We start from the raw sequence: 13,273 nt of genomic DNA, 5'->3' as shown, positions 1-13,273 counted from the left end.
GCAGGCGCCGTCGATCTCGCGGCCGCGGGTGTCGCGCACGGTCACCGCCACGCCCCCCGCCTCGAGCCGCCGGACGAACTCCCGCTCGTCCTCCGGCCGCGACGCGGTCCACTTCGAGCCCGGGGTCGGGTTGAGCGGGATGAGGTTGACGTGCACCAGCTTGCCGCGCAGCCGCTTGGCCAGCAGGTCGGCCCGCCAGGCCTGGTCGTTGACGTCCTTGATGAGCGCGTACTCGATGGACACGCGGCGGCGGGTCGCCCGCGCGTACTCCCACGCGGCGTCGAGCACCTCGCCGACGTCCCAGCGCGTGTTGACCGGCACGAGGGTGTTGCGCAGCTCGTCGTCCGGCGCGTGCAGCGACACGGCGAGCGTGACGGGCAGCCCCTCCGCGGCGAGCTGGCGGATCCGGGGCACGAGCCCGACGGTGGACACCGTCACGCCGCGGGCCGACATGCCCAGGCCCTCCGGGCTCGCGCCCACCAGGCGCCGCACGGCCCCGATCACCGCGTTGTAGTTGGCCAGCGGCTCGCCCATGCCCATGAAGACCACGTTGGAGACGCGCCCCGGGCCGCCGGGCACGTCGCCGCGGGCGAGCTCGCGGGCCCCGGCCACGACCTGCTCCACGATCTCCGCGGTGGACAGGTTGCGGGTGAGCCCCGCCTGGCCGGTGGCGCAGAACGGGCAGTTCATCCCGCACCCGGCCTGGCTGGACACGCACATCGTGACGCGGTCCGGGTAGCGCATGAGCACGCTCTCGACCAGCGCCCCGTCGGCGAGGCGCCACAGCTGCTTGCGGGTGGTGCCGGCGTCCGCGGTGAGCTCGCGCACCGGCGTCATGAGCGCGGGGGTCAGCGCCGTCGCGAGCGCGTCGCGCGCCGACGCCGGGATGTCGGTCCAGGCCGAGGGGTCGTCGGACAGCCGGGCGAAGTAGTGGCGCGACACCTGGTCGGCCCGGTACGCCGGCAGCCCGAGGGCGGCCACGGCCTCGCGCCGCTCGGCGGCGGAGAGGTCGGCGAGGTGGCGCGGGGGCTTGCCCCGGCGCGGCGCGTCGAAGGTGACCTCGCCGGGCGCGGGCCTGCGGGGAGCCTCGAGGTCCTGTGCCATGTCGGTGTCGAGTGTCGCACGCCCGCAGCGGCACCGGCGCCGGCCGCGACCGCGCGGGGCCGCCGTCGGGCTACGAGCCGAGGAACACCGCGAGCAGCAGCCAGGCCGTGAACGCGTTGGGCAGCAGCGAGTCGAGGCGGTCCATGAGCCCGCCGTGGCCCGGCAGCAGGTTGCTCATGTCCTTGACGCCGAGGTCGCGCTTGATCGCCGACTCCGCGAAGTCGCCCGCCGTCGCCGTGACGGTGAGCACCAGCCCCGTGACCAGGCCCTGCCACCAGGGGGCGTCGAAGACCCACACGAACAGCCCGACGCCGGCCACCGCCTGCAGCAGCAGGCTGCCCGCGAAGCCCTCCCAGGACTTCTTGGGCGACAGCCGGGGGGCGATCGGGTGGCGGCCGGCGAGCACCCCGGCGGCGTAGCCGCCGATGTCCGAGCAGATGGTGAGCACGACGAACGTGATCACCCGCTGCGGCCCGTCCGTGGCCGTGAGCATGAGCGAGACGAAGCCGCCCATGAGGCCGGTGTAGGCGGCGACGAGCACGCTGGCCGCGGTGTCCGCGACGTATCCCTCCGGACCGCCCGCGAGCCGCCAGCCCATGCAGAGCAGGACCGTGGCCGCGAACACCGCCAGCAGCGGCACCACGCCCCACCAGTAGGCGACCTGCGCGCAGGCGGCGACCCCGAGGTAGAGAGGGGGCCACGCCACGTGGACGCCGCGCTGGGCCAGGGCGCCGCGCAGCTCGTGCGCCGCGATCACCAGCGCCACCGCGACCACGACGCTGAACACCCACGGCGCGTAGAGCAGGGGCAGCAGCACCAGGCCGATGCCGAGGAACACGCCGACCGCGACGGCCGAGACGAGGTTGCGCCCGGCGCGCGACGCTGGTGCGGGCGGGTCCTGGTGCGCTGCGGTCATGAGGAGGCTCGGGCCACGAGGTGCTCAGACCTCGAGCAGCTCGGACTCCTTGTGCTTGAGCAGCTCGTCGATCTGGGCGACGTAGCGGTGGGTGAGGTCGTCGAGGGTCTTCTCGGCCCGGCGGACGTCGTCCTCGCCGACCTCGCCGTCCTTCACCAGCTTGTCGAGGTGGTCCTTCGCGTGCCGGCGCACGTTGCGCATCGAGATGCGCGCGTCCTCGGCCTTGGTGCGCGCCACCTTGATGTACTCCTTGCGCCGCTCCTCGGTCAGCTGCGGGAAGGCCACGCGGATCACGACGCCGTCGTTGGTGGGGTTGACGCCGAGGTCGGAGTCGCGGATGGCCTTCTCGATGCCCGACATCGAGCCCTTGTCGTACGGCGTGATGACGACCAGCCGCGCCTCCGGCACGGCGAACCCGGCCATCTGCGTGACCGGCGTCTGCGTGCCGTAGTAGTCGGCGGTGATCTTGTCGAACATCTTGGCCGTGGCGCGACCCGTGCGGATCCCCGCGAAGTCCTCCTTGGCGACGGCGACCGCCTTCTCCAGCTTCTCCTCGGCCTCGAGCAGGGTCTCGTCGATCACCGGAGCGCTCCTCGTGTCAGTCGTTCGTCGTCCGTCGTCGTCCGCGCGTGCTGCGGGCCCGTGACGCCGCCGTCAGGTGGCGACGAGCGTGCCGATCCTCTCACCCCGCACCGCACGGGCGATGTTGCCCTCGACGAGCAGGTTGAAGACGAGGATCGGCAGGTCGTTGTCCTGGCACAGGCTGATCGCGGTGGCGTCGGCCACCTTGAGGCCGCGGGCCAGCACCTCGGCGTGCGTCAGGGTCTCGAACCGCGTGGCCTCCGGGTTGGTGCGCGGGTCGTCGTCGTAGACGCCGTCGACCCCCTTGGCCATGAGCACGATCTCGGCGCCGATCTCCAGCGCGCGCTGGGCGGCCGTGGTGTCGGTGGAGAAGTAGGGCGCCCCGAGGCCGGCCCCGAAGATGACCACGCGGCCCTTCTCGAGGTGGCGGATGGCGCGACGCGGGACGTAGGGCTCGGCGACCTGCCCCATCGCGATCGCGGTCTGCACCCGCGTCTCGACGCCCTGCCGCTCGCAGAAGTCCTGCAGCGCGAGGCAGTTCATCACCGTGCCGAGCATGCCCATGTAGTCGGCCCGCGAGCGGTCCATGCCGCGCTCGTTGAGCTGCGCGCCGCGGAAGAAGTTGCCGCCGCCGATCACGACCGCGACCTCGACGCCGCTGCGCACCACCGAGGCGATCTGCCGGGCGATGGCCTGCACGACGTCCGGGTCGACCCCCAGGGACCCCTCCCCCGCGAAGGCCTCGCCGGAGAGCTTGATCATCACCCGCGAGTACCCGCCCTCGGGGACCCCCGGCCAGGTGTCGAGCGTGCCCTCGAGCGAGGGCTGGACGGCGCTCACGGAGATGCCGGAGGCCGCCATCGCGGCAGGACCTGGGGTGTCCACGACGGCGGCCTCCTCGAGCTCGGGGTCAGGGCGAGTCTGTCAGGGACGGGGCCCCGACGTGTCTCAGGCGCCGATCTCGAACCGGACGAACCGGCTCACGGTCGTGCCCTGCGCGTCCAGGACGTCCTTGACCGACTTCTTGGCCTCGACGACGGACTCCTGCTCGAGCAGCACGTTGTCCTTGAAGAACGCGTTCACGCGGCCCTCGACGATCTTGGGCAGGGCCGCCTCCGGCTTGCCCTCCTCCTTCGCCTTGGCCTCGGCCACGCGGCGCTCGGTCTCGACGACGTCGGCGGGCACCTCGTCGCGGGTGAGGTAGGAGGCCCGCATGGCGGCGACCTGCATGGCGGCGGCGCGGGCCGCGTCCTCCGAGCCCTCGTAGGCGACGAGGACGCCGACCTGCGCGGGCAGGTCCGAGGCGCGCTTGTGCATGTAGGTGGCGACGTTGCCCTCGACGTAGGCGACCCGGCCGAGCTCGAGCTTCTCGCCGATGACGCCGGCGAGGTCGGCGATGGTGTCCGCGACGGTCTTCCCGTCGAGGTCCGCGGCGGCGAGGGTCTCGGCGTCGGCGGCCTTGATCTCGGCGGCCTTCGCCACGACCTTCTCGGCCAGCGCCTGGAAGTCGGCGTTCTTGGCCACGAAGTCGGTCTCGGCGCGCAGCTCGACGAGCGCACCGCCCTGGGAGACGACCAGGCCGTTGCTCGCGTCGCGCTCGGCGCCGCGCGCGGCGGCCTTGGCCGCGCCCTTGACGCGCAGCGCCTCGGCCGCGGCGTCGAAGTCGCCCTCCGCCTCGACGAGGGCCTTCTTGCAGTCCATCATCCCCGCGCCGGTGAGGTCGCGGAGCTTCTTGACGTCGGCGGCGCTGATGTCGGCCATGGCTGCGTGCTCTCTTTCGTCGGTGTCGTGCGTCGGTGTCTGTGTCGGGCGGCGCCGGGTGCGGCGTGGCGCCGTGACCGGGCCGGGGGCCCGGCGCGGCTGCGGCCCGGGAGCGGTCGCGCGGACCGGTCCCAGGCCGCAGCCGGAGTCGTGCGGGGCGGCCTGGCTCAGGCCTCGGTGGTCGGGGCCTCGGTGCTCGCGGCCTCCGCGGCCGGGGCCTCGGCGGCCGGAGCCTCGGTGCTGGCAGCCTCGGCGGCGGGCGCCTCGGCGGTCGCCTCCGCAGCCGGGGCGGCGTCGGCAGCCGGGGCGGCGTCGGCAGCCGGGGCGGCCTCGGCGCCCGCGAGCAGCTCGGCCTCCCACGCGGCGAGCGGCTCGTCGGTGGCGAGCTGGCCCTCCTCGGCGGCGGCGCTGCCGCGGCCGGCGCGGGCCATGAGGCCGTCGGCGACGGCGTCGGCGATGACGCGGGTGAGCAGCGCGACGGCGCGGATGGCGTCGTCGTTGCCCGGGATCGGGTAGTCGACGACGTCGGGGTCGCAGTTGCTGTCGAGGATCGCCACCACCGGGATGCCGAGCTTCTTGGCCTCGGCGACGGCGATGTGCTCCTTGTTGGTGTCGACCACCCAGACCGCGCTCGGCACCTTGGCCATGTCGCGGATGCCGCCGAGGGTCTTGTCCAGCTTGTCCTTCTCGCGCTTGAGGACGAGCAGCTCCTTCTTCGTCATGCCGGAGCCGGCCACGTCGTCGTAGTCGAGGAGCTCGAGCTCCTTGAGGCGCTGGAGCCGCTTGTGGACCGTGGAGAAGTTGGTGAGCATGCCGCCGAGCCAGCGCTGGTTGACGTAGGGCATGCCGACGCGGGTGGCCTGCTGCGCCACCGGCTCCTGGGCCTGGCGCTTGGTGCCGACGAAGAGCACGGAGCCGCCGTGGGCGACCGTCTCCTTGACGAACTCGTAGGCGCGGTCGATGTAGGTCAGCGACTGCTGCAGGTCGATGATGTAGATGCCGTTGCGCTCGTTGAAGATGAACCGCTTCATCTTCGGGTTCCAACGGCGGGTCTGGTGCCCGAAGTGCACGCCGCTCTCGAGCAGCTGCTTCATCGTGACGACGGCCATGGCCGGTCGCTCCCTTGTCTGGCGCCGAGGCACGCGCGGGCTGGCCCGCGGCGCGGCAGCGCCTGCTCGGTTCCTCCACCCGTGCCGGTCGGCCGGGTGCCTGACTCCCGCCGGTCGCGCCGATTCCGGACGGGTCCGGACCGAGGGCGCGCCGCCGTCGCCGTCGCAGGACGGGTCGGGGGTGCGGGTGTGCGATGTCGGCGCGCCGGGGCGTGCCGCAGGGGCGAGTGTACGGGGTGAGCGGGTCCGGGCCGAAATCGAGCGACGGTCCGGCGCCGGGCGCCCCCACGGGTCCGCTCCCGGCGTGTCGTCCCCCGCCCCGACCTGGCGGACCGCTGCCGTGCGGTGGTCGCCGTCGAGGCTCGCCCCGTGCTCCCCCTGCTCGCACCCGTCCTCGCCGCCCCCGTGGCGCTCGGCCTGCTGCTCGGCGCCGCCGACGGCCTCCCGCGCGCGGCCGGCCCGCCCCCGCCCTCGCGGCTGCCCGCGGCGGCAGGCACCCTCGGCCCGGCACCCGGCGTCGCCGCGGCGTGGAGCCCGCCGCTGGACGGCCCCCTCATGGTCGTGCGCGGGTTCGACCCGCCGGCGCGCCCCTGGCTGCCCGGGCACCGTGGCGTGGACCTCGACGCCCGCCCCGGCGACGTCGTGCGCGCGGCCGGCCCCGGCGTGGTCACGTGGGCCGGCGACCTGGCCGGGCGGGGGGTCGTCGTGGTGACGCACCCCGACGGGCTGCGGACCACCTACGAGCCGGTCGACGCCTCCGTGCCCGGGGGTGCGGACGTCGCGGCCGGCGCCGTCCTCGGCCGGGTCGGCACGGGCAGCGCCCACTGCGGCGGGATCGCCGCCTGCCTTCACTGGGGGCTGCGGCGCGGACGCGACTACCTCGACCCGATGCGGCTGCTCGATCCGGGGCGCCCCGTCCTGCTGCCGCCCTGAGCCCGGCCGGGCGGGTCAGTCGTCGTGCGACTCGGCGAGCTTGGCCCGCAGCTGGAGCACGGCCTTGGTGTGCATCTGGCAGATGCGCGACTCGGTGACGCCGAGCACCTGGCCGATCTCGGCGAGGGTGAGGCCCTCGTAGTAGTAGAGGGTGACGACGATCTTCTCCCGCTCGGGGAGCATGTTGATCGCCTTGGCGAGGATGTACTTGGTCTCCTCGCCCTCGAACAGGTTGATCGGGTCCGGTGCCTTCGGGTCCTCGAGGGTGTCGCCGAGGGTCATCTTGTCGCCGCGCTCGCCGCCGGCGTGCAGCAGCTCGTCGAGGGCCACGACGTTGACGAACGACACCTGGCTGAAGATCGAGTGCAGCTCCTCGATCCGGATGCCCATCTGCTCGGCGACCTCGGCCTCCGTGGGCGTGCGCTGCAGGGTGGCCTCGAGCGACTGGTAGGCCTTCTCCACCTCGCGGGCCTTGAAGCGCACCGAGCGCGGGATCCAGTCGATGGAGCGCAGCTCGTCGATGATCGCGCCGCGGATGCGGTTGATCGCGTAGGTCTCGAACTTGATCGCGCGCTCGAGGTCGAACTTCTCGATGGCGTCGATGAGGCCGAAGATCCCGTAGGAGACCAGGTCCGCCTGCTCGATGTTGGGCGGCAGCCCCACCCCCACGCGCCCGGCGACGTACTTGACCAGCGGCGAGTAGTGCAGGATCAGGCGCTCGCGCAGGGCGGCGTCGCCGGTGGCCTTGAAGTCCTCCCATAGCCGGCGCAGGGCGTCCGCGCTCTCGGCCGCCGCCGCGGCCTTCTCGTCCTCGGTGGGCGTGAGGTCGATCTCGATGTCGTCGAGGTCCGCGGAGTCCTCCGCGTCGTCCTCGTCGTCGAGCTCGTCGTCCACGGCGTCATCGAGGCCCTCCTCGGGCTCGAGGGCGTCGTCGACGTCCTCACGCTCGCGGGTGCGCCTGCTCATACGTTGCCCTCAACCGTTCGACGCTGACGTGGGTGTAGATCTGTGTCGTCGCGAGCGTAGCGTGCCCCAGGATCTCCTGGATCGACCGGAGGTCGGCCCCGCCCTCCACCAGGTGGGTGGCGGCCGAGTGCCGCAGGCCGTGCGGCCCGAGGTCCGGGGCGCCGGCGACGTGGGCCAGCATGCGGTGCACCAGCGCCCGGGCCGTCCGCGGGTCGAGCCGGCCGCCCCTCGCGCCGAGCAGCAGCGCCGCCCCGGAGCCCGGGGTCACCAGACGGGGGCGCCCGTCGGCCAGCCAGCGGTCCAGCGCCCGCTGCGCCGGCGGCCCGTAGGGCACGGTGCGCTCCTTGGCGCCCTTGCCCAGCACGCGCAGCGTGCGCCGGCCGGGGTCGACGTCGTCGAGGTCGAGGCCGACGAGCTCCCCCACCCGCATGCCGGTGCCGTAGAGGAGCTCGAGGGCGAGCAGGTCGCGCAGGTGGACGGGGTCGTCGTCGTCCGCTGCGGTCGCGGCGACCTCGAGCAGCGACGCGGCCTCGGCCTGCTTGAGCACGCCGGGCAGGGTGCGGTGCTGGGCGGGCGTGGCCAGCCGGTCGCCGGGGTCGGCGGCGAGGTGGCCGCGGGCGTGCGCCCAGGCGGTGAACACCCGGGCCGCGGCGGCCCGGCGCGCCAGGGTCGCGCGGGCGTGCCCGCTCGAGCCCTCGGCGGCCAGCCACGAGCGCAGGTCCGCGAGGTCGAGGTCGTCGAGGGAGGTCGCGCCGCGGGCGCGGGCGTGGCGCAGCAGCCGCTCGACGTCCCCGACGTAGGCGCGCACGGTGTGCGGCGAGCGCCCGAGCTCGGTGGCGAGGTGCACGCGGAAGGACTCCACGACCTCCGCGAGGTGCGCGGGGAGCTCCTCGACGCCGGTGAGCGGCGTGATCGCGACCTCGGACACCGCTCCACCGTCGGGGCCACGGCCGCAGGAGTCAACGCGGCGCGCCGCGCCGTGGCGGCAGCGACCACCCCTGCGGGCCCCGCCGGACGAACCCCTCGAGCTCGAGCAGGCCGAGGGCGGCGGAGGTCTCCGCCGGTGTCAGCCCTGCGGTACGGGCGATCGAGTCCGCCGTGGCCGGCCGGCGCACGGGCACGGCGTCGAGCACCCGGGCGGCGATCGGGTCGAGCCGGTCGCTGGGCCGAACGGGTGACTCCGGCTCGGGGGCCAGGTCGGTGCCGAGCTCCCCCACGGCCTCCACCACCTCCGCGGCGCACGTGACCGGCACCGCGCCCCGGCGCAGCTCGCGGTGCACCCCCTGCGACATCGGCGAGGTGACCGGCCCCGGCACGACGAGCACCGGCCGGCCGAGCCGCTCGGCGTCGCGCGCGGTCGACAGCGACCCGGAGCGCAGCGCCGCCTCGACCACCAGGGTGCCGCGGGTGAGCGCCGCGATGACCCGGTTGCGCACCAGGAACCGCCCCCGGTGCGGGGCGGAGCCGGGGGGCACCTCCGAGACCAGCACGCCGTCGGCGGCGACGCGGGCGAACAGGGCGTCGTGACGCTGCGGGTAGGCGACGTCGACGCCGCACGCCAGCACCGCCACGGTGACGCCGCCGCCGGCCAGCGCGCCGGTGTGGGCGGCGGCGTCGATGCCGTAGGCCCCGCCGGACACAACGGTCCAGCCCGAGAGCGCGAGGTCGCCGGCGAGCGTGGAGGCGACGTAGGTGCCGTAGGAGGTGGCGGCCCGGGCGCCCACCACCGCCACCGACCTCAGGGCGGACATGCGCAGGTCGGCCGCGCCGCGCACCCACAGCGCGAGCGGGGCCAGCTCGCCGAGGTCGTCGAGCTGGGTGGGCCACTCGAGGTCGCCGGGGACCACCACCCGGCCGTCGACGCGGGCCAGCCGGGCGAGGTCGGCGTCGACGTCGGCGGCCTCGAGCCGGGCGAGGTAGCGCTCGGGCGTCCGGACAGCGGGGTCGGCGGCGCGCAGGAGGGCCAGCGCGCCCCCGGCACCGTGCTCGCGGACCAGTCGCGCCACCTGGCGGTCGCCGGGCTCGCACACGCGGGTCAGCAGGGCGCGATCCCGTCGCTCGTCGTCCGGTGCCGGCGCGGGCGCCGGCGTCAGGCCGCCCACGTGGTCCCCACGTCGCGGTGCAGCAGCGCGGTGCCGACGTCGGAGCGGTCCGGGCGGTCGCGGCCGGCGAGGTCGGCGACCGTCCACGCGACGCGCACGATCCGGTCGGCCGCCCGGGCCGAGACCAGCCCGCGGGACAGCGCGGTGTCCAGCGGCTCCGCGGCGTCGCGGTCGAGCCCGAACTGGCGGCGCACCACCGGGCCGGGGACGTCGGCGTTCACCCGCCAGGGCGTGCCCGCCAGGCGCCGGGCCGCGCGCTCGCGCGCGGTGGCCACGCGCGCGGCGACCGCCACCGTGGGCTCGGCCGACGACGCCCCGAACTCGAGGTCGGCCAGGGTGGGGCGCACGAGGGCGACCCGCAGGTCGACCCGGTCGAGCAGCGGCCCGCTGATGCGCGAGAGGTAGCGCCGGCGCTGCTGGGGCGTGCACACGCACGCCGTCGCCCGCGCCCCTCGCTCCACGTCGCCGCCGCGCCCGCACGGGCACGGGTTCATCGCCAGGACGAGGTGGAACCGGGCCGGGAAGGTGACCGAGAAGGCCGAGCGGGTGACCACCATCTCGCCGGACTCCAGCGGCTGGCGCAGGGCGTCGAGGGCGCTCGCGTCGAACTCGGGGGCCTCGTCGAGGAAGAGCACCCCGCGGTGGGCCAGCGACACCAGCCCCACGCGCGGCACGCCGGAGCCCCCGCCGACCATCGCGGCGTGGGTGGCCGTGTGGTGGGGCGCCTCGAACGGCGGCACCGTGATGAGCCGCCCGCCTCCCCCGAGGCGGCCGGCCACGGAGTGGATCGCGGTCACCTCGAGCGCGGCCTGCTCGTCGAGCGCCGGGAGCAGGCCCGGCAGCCGCTCGGCCAGCATGGTCTTGCCGACGCCGGGCGGCCCGGTCATCGCCAGGTGGTGCCCGCCGGCGGCCGCGAGCTCGAGCGCGGCCCGGGCCTCGTGCTGGCCGCGCACGTCGACCAGGTCCGGCACCGGCCGCGGCGGCACGGGGGGCGTCGGGTCCGGCTCGAGCGGGTCCGCCGGCTCCGGCGGGTCGACGCCGCGCACGAGGGCGACGAGGTCGGCGAGGGACCGCACGCCGTGAACGACCAGGCCGGGCACGAGGGACGCCTCGGCGACGTTGGCGGCGGGCACGATGAACGACCGGGCCCCGGCCGCCCGCGCCGCCAGGGCGGCCACGAGCGCGCCGCGCACCGGGCGCACCCGGCCGTCGAGGCCCAGCTCGCCGACGACGACGGACTCGTGGGCGGTGGCCTGCGGCACCTGGCCGCTGGCCGCCAGCAGCGCCAGCGCGATCGCGAGGTCGAGCGTCGGGCCGCGCTTGGGCAGCTCGGCGGGCGAGAGACCCACAGTGATCTTGGGCCCGGGCCACTCCAGGCCGGTGTTGAGCACGGCGGACCGGCATCGGTCGCGCGCCTCGGTGACGAGCTTGTCCGCCAGGCCGACCACCGAGAAGCCCGAGACGCCGATCGACACGTGCGCCTCGACCCCGATGACGTGGCCGTCGACGCCGAGCAGGACGACCCCGCGGGTGCGGGCCACGCCGCTCACGACAGGCCCCGCGTGTGCTGCACGACCGTGCGCCCCGACGCGGGCCGCAGCACCGCGACGACGTCGACGCGCATCGACCGCGGCCGCACGCCGCGCTCGCGCATCCAGCGGATGCCCAGCCGCTCGAGCCGGTGCAGCTTGCGCTCGGTCACCGCCTCGAACGGCGAGCCGTGGCTCAGGCTGCTGCGCGTCTTGACCTCGCACACCACGAGCACGTCGCCGTCGCGGGCGAGGATGTCGACCTCGCCCTGGTCGCAGCGCCAGTTGCGCTCGAGCACGACGAAGCCCTCCGCCTCGAGGTGGCGGGCGGCGACGTCCTCGCCGTAGCGGCCCAGCGCGTCCTTGCGCCGCACCGGACGGGCGGGCGGGCCGGACGGGGCGGAGGACGGGGACGGGCCGGGCGGGCGGGGCGGCATGGGCGGCGAGGCTCCTTCCCGGCGCGGGCGCGCCGTGGGAGGACCTCACCGTGGAGGGGCGCCGCGCGGACGGGGGCCGCGACGGTGCCTGGGGACGCCGGGCCGCCCGGCGCCGGCTGGGGACGGCTCAGCGACCGCCGTCGGGGATCTGCAGGTCGGGCTTGGCGAGCTCCTCGACGTTGACGTCCTTGAACGTGAGCACCCGCACGTTCTTCACGAACCGGGCCTGCCGGTACATGTCCCAGACCCAGGCGTCGGACATCCGCACCTCGAACCACACCTCGCCGCCGTCGCCGGTGCGCACCTGCACGTCGACGGAGTTGGTGAGATAGAAGCGCCGCTCGGTCTCCACGACGTAGGAGAACAGCCCGACGACGTCGCGGTACTCGCGGTAGAGGCCGAGCTCGATCTCGGTCTCGTAGCGCTCGAGGTCCTCCGCCGACATCGCGCCACCCCCTCCTGACCTGCTCCCGACGCGGGGGGCGGCGCGGTCGCGGGCCCGGACCCATCCTGGCGCAGCCGCGCGCGCCGCAGCGACCGGGACGCCCCTCAGGCTCCGGCGACCTGGTCGAGGCCGAGCGCCTCGTCGGCGAGATCGGCGTCGGGCTCGAGGCCCTCCCGGTCCCGGCCGCCGGGGATGGCCCAGCTGCGCCGGTGCTCCTCGCACGGCCCGTGCGCCCGCAGGGCCTCGAGGTGCTCCGGGCTGGCGTAGCCCTTGTTCACGTCCCAGCCGTACGCCGGGAACCGCGCGGCCAGACCGACCATGAGCGCGTCGCGGGTGGTCTTGGCCAGCACGCTCGCCGCCGCCACGGACGAGCACGACATGTCGGCCTTCACCCGGACGGTGACGGGCGGCGGCGCGCTCCAGGCGTCCGGGTCGCTCGGGGCGCCGTCGTCGTCGAAGAGGGCCGGCGCCGGGCGCGACACCCAGTCGTAGCTGCCGTCGAGCAGGACGTGGTCGGGACGCTCGGGCAGCGCGGCGAAGGCGCGCTCGCCGGCCAGGCGCAGGGCCCGCAGGATGCCGACCGCGTCGATCTCCTCCGCGCTCGCGTGGGCCACGGCCCAGGCCGGTGCCCAGCGGCGCAGCCGCGGCACGAGCCGCTCGCGGGCCGCCGGGGTGAGCAGCTTGGAGTCGCGCACGCCGGCCGGGGCGGCCCGGGTCTCGAGTTCGACGAGCACCACCCCCACCGTCACCGGGCCGCCGAGGGCCCCGCGGCCCACCTCGTCGACCGCCGCGAGCCAGCGGACGCCGCGCGAGCGCAGGATCTCGCGCTCGACGCGCAGCGACGGGGCCCGGCTCACGGCAGCACCGCCCCGAGCACGCGGACCGGCCGGTCCGGGACCCCGGTGCGCAGCAGGTCGTCGAGCCGGTCGGGCAGGTCGGGCGGCGCGAGCAGGTCGGTGCGCGCGACCTCGCGCAGCTCCGCGACGGAGAACCAGCCGTGACCGCTGAGGTAGGACTGCTCGATCTCGTTGTGGCCGGCGTCGTCGGGCTCGAACTCCGGCCCGACGTGCGCGAGGAAGAACACCTCGAACTGGTGGTAGAGCACGTGGTTGAACGAGAACTCCAGCTCGCGGTCCCACACGAGCGGTCCGAGCTCGACGTGGCGGCCGGTCTCCTCGGCGAACTCCCGCACGGCCGCGGCGCGGTCGTCCTCGCCGGGGTCGACGCCGCCGCCGGGCGCGTGCCAGATGTGGCGGCCGGGACGGGCCGGGTCGCCGCCGCGCAGCAGCAGGAGCCGCTCGCGGTCGGAGACGGCGACCACCCGCGCGGCGCGCCGCCGCAGCGGTCCGACGTCGCCCGTCTGCCCCACGCGCCGACCCTACGTCGGCC

15 protein-coding genes are annotated in these 13,273 nt (G+C 75.5%); 1 reads left to right on the top strand and 14 read right to left on the bottom strand.

The features are described 5' to 3' along the window. The 6 genes from rlmN to rpsB form a co-directional block, all read right to left on the bottom strand. Positions 1-1,104, bottom strand: a 1,104-nt coding sequence (gene rlmN / locus GC157_09920) for a 23S rRNA (adenine(2503)-C(2))-methyltransferase RlmN (GenBank protein MBI1377782.1), incomplete at its 3' end; no start/stop codon positions are given. Between the two features lie 70 nt (positions 1,105-1,174). Then, complete coding sequence (locus tag GC157_09915; protein ID MBI1377781.1) at positions 1,175-2,020, bottom strand: phosphatidate cytidylyltransferase; 846 nt, start codon at positions 2,018-2,020, stop codon at positions 1,175-1,177. A gap of 24 nt (positions 2,021-2,044) precedes the next feature. After that, positions 2,045-2,602: a ribosome recycling factor gene (locus GC157_09910; protein MBI1377780.1), complete on the bottom strand. Its 558-nt coding sequence runs from the start codon at positions 2,600-2,602 to the stop codon at positions 2,045-2,047. A 72-nt stretch (positions 2,603-2,674) separates the two neighbouring features. Beyond that, complete coding sequence (locus GC157_09905) at positions 2,675-3,463, bottom strand: UMP kinase (GenBank protein MBI1377779.1); 789 nt, start codon at positions 3,461-3,463, stop codon at positions 2,675-2,677. An 87-nt stretch (positions 3,464-3,550) separates the two neighbouring features. Further along, complete coding sequence (locus tag GC157_09900) at positions 3,551-4,363, bottom strand: elongation factor Ts (GenBank protein MBI1377778.1); 813 nt, start codon at positions 4,361-4,363, stop codon at positions 3,551-3,553. Positions 4,364-4,530: 167 nt separating this feature from the next. Beyond that, positions 4,531-5,472, bottom strand: a complete 942-nt coding sequence (gene rpsB / locus GC157_09895; protein ID MBI1377777.1) for a 30S ribosomal protein S2 — start codon at positions 5,470-5,472, stop codon at positions 4,531-4,533. Positions 5,473-6,027: 555 nt separating this feature from the next. Between rpsB and GC157_09890 the strand changes: the two genes are divergently transcribed. After that, positions 6,028-6,405: a peptidoglycan DD-metalloendopeptidase family protein gene (locus tag GC157_09890; GenBank protein ID MBI1377776.1), complete on the top strand. Its 378-nt coding sequence runs from the start codon at positions 6,028-6,030 to the stop codon at positions 6,403-6,405. Between the two features lie 15 nt (positions 6,406-6,420). On the opposite strand, the gene whiG is transcribed toward GC157_09890, so the two are convergent. The 8 genes from whiG to GC157_09850 form a co-directional block, all read right to left on the bottom strand. After that, positions 6,421-7,242, bottom strand: a complete 822-nt coding sequence (gene whiG / locus GC157_09885) for an RNA polymerase sigma factor WhiG (GenBank protein MBI1377775.1) — start codon at positions 7,240-7,242, stop codon at positions 6,421-6,423. Between the two features lie 103 nt (positions 7,243-7,345). Beyond that, complete coding sequence (locus tag GC157_09880; protein ID MBI1377774.1) at positions 7,346-8,284, bottom strand: tyrosine-type recombinase/integrase; 939 nt, start codon at positions 8,282-8,284, stop codon at positions 7,346-7,348. Between the two features lie 46 nt (positions 8,285-8,330). Then, positions 8,331-9,473, bottom strand: coding sequence for a DNA-protecting protein DprA (gene dprA / locus GC157_09875; GenBank protein ID MBI1377773.1), 1,143 nt, complete (start codon positions 9,471-9,473; stop codon positions 8,331-8,333). Next, positions 9,461-11,014 (bottom strand): YifB family Mg chelatase-like AAA ATPase, encoded by a 1,554-nt coding sequence (locus GC157_09870; GenBank protein MBI1377772.1) that lies wholly within the window; start codon positions 11,012-11,014, stop codon positions 9,461-9,463. Before GC157_09870 ends, dprA begins: the two co-directional genes overlap by 13 nt. A gap of 5 nt (positions 11,015-11,019) precedes the next feature. After that, a complete protein-coding gene (locus tag GC157_09865; protein ID MBI1377771.1) occupies positions 11,020-11,376 on the bottom strand; it encodes a YraN family protein in 357 nt (118 codons plus the stop codon). Positions 11,377-11,566: 190 nt separating this feature from the next. Beyond that, positions 11,567-11,884: a DUF2469 family protein gene (locus tag GC157_09860; GenBank protein ID MBI1377770.1), complete on the bottom strand. Its 318-nt coding sequence runs from the start codon at positions 11,882-11,884 to the stop codon at positions 11,567-11,569. Positions 11,885-11,988: 104 nt separating this feature from the next. After that, complete coding sequence (locus tag GC157_09855; GenBank protein ID MBI1377769.1) at positions 11,989-12,741, bottom strand: ribonuclease HII; 753 nt, start codon at positions 12,739-12,741, stop codon at positions 11,989-11,991. Then, entirely contained in the window at positions 12,738-13,253 is a 516-nt protein-coding gene (locus GC157_09850; GenBank protein ID MBI1377768.1) for an NUDIX domain-containing protein, read from the bottom strand. Before GC157_09850 ends, GC157_09855 begins: the two co-directional genes overlap by 4 nt. Positions 13,254-13,273: the final 20 nt, after the last annotated feature.

The sequence above is a fragment of the Frankiales bacterium genome (genome assembly GCA_016125335.1).
Classification (GTDB): domain Bacteria; phylum Actinomycetota; class Actinomycetes; order S36-B12; family CAIYMF01; genus Longivirga.
The sequence above is the reverse complement of the archived record's forward strand: the minus strand, read 5'-3'. Positions and strand labels throughout refer to the sequence as shown.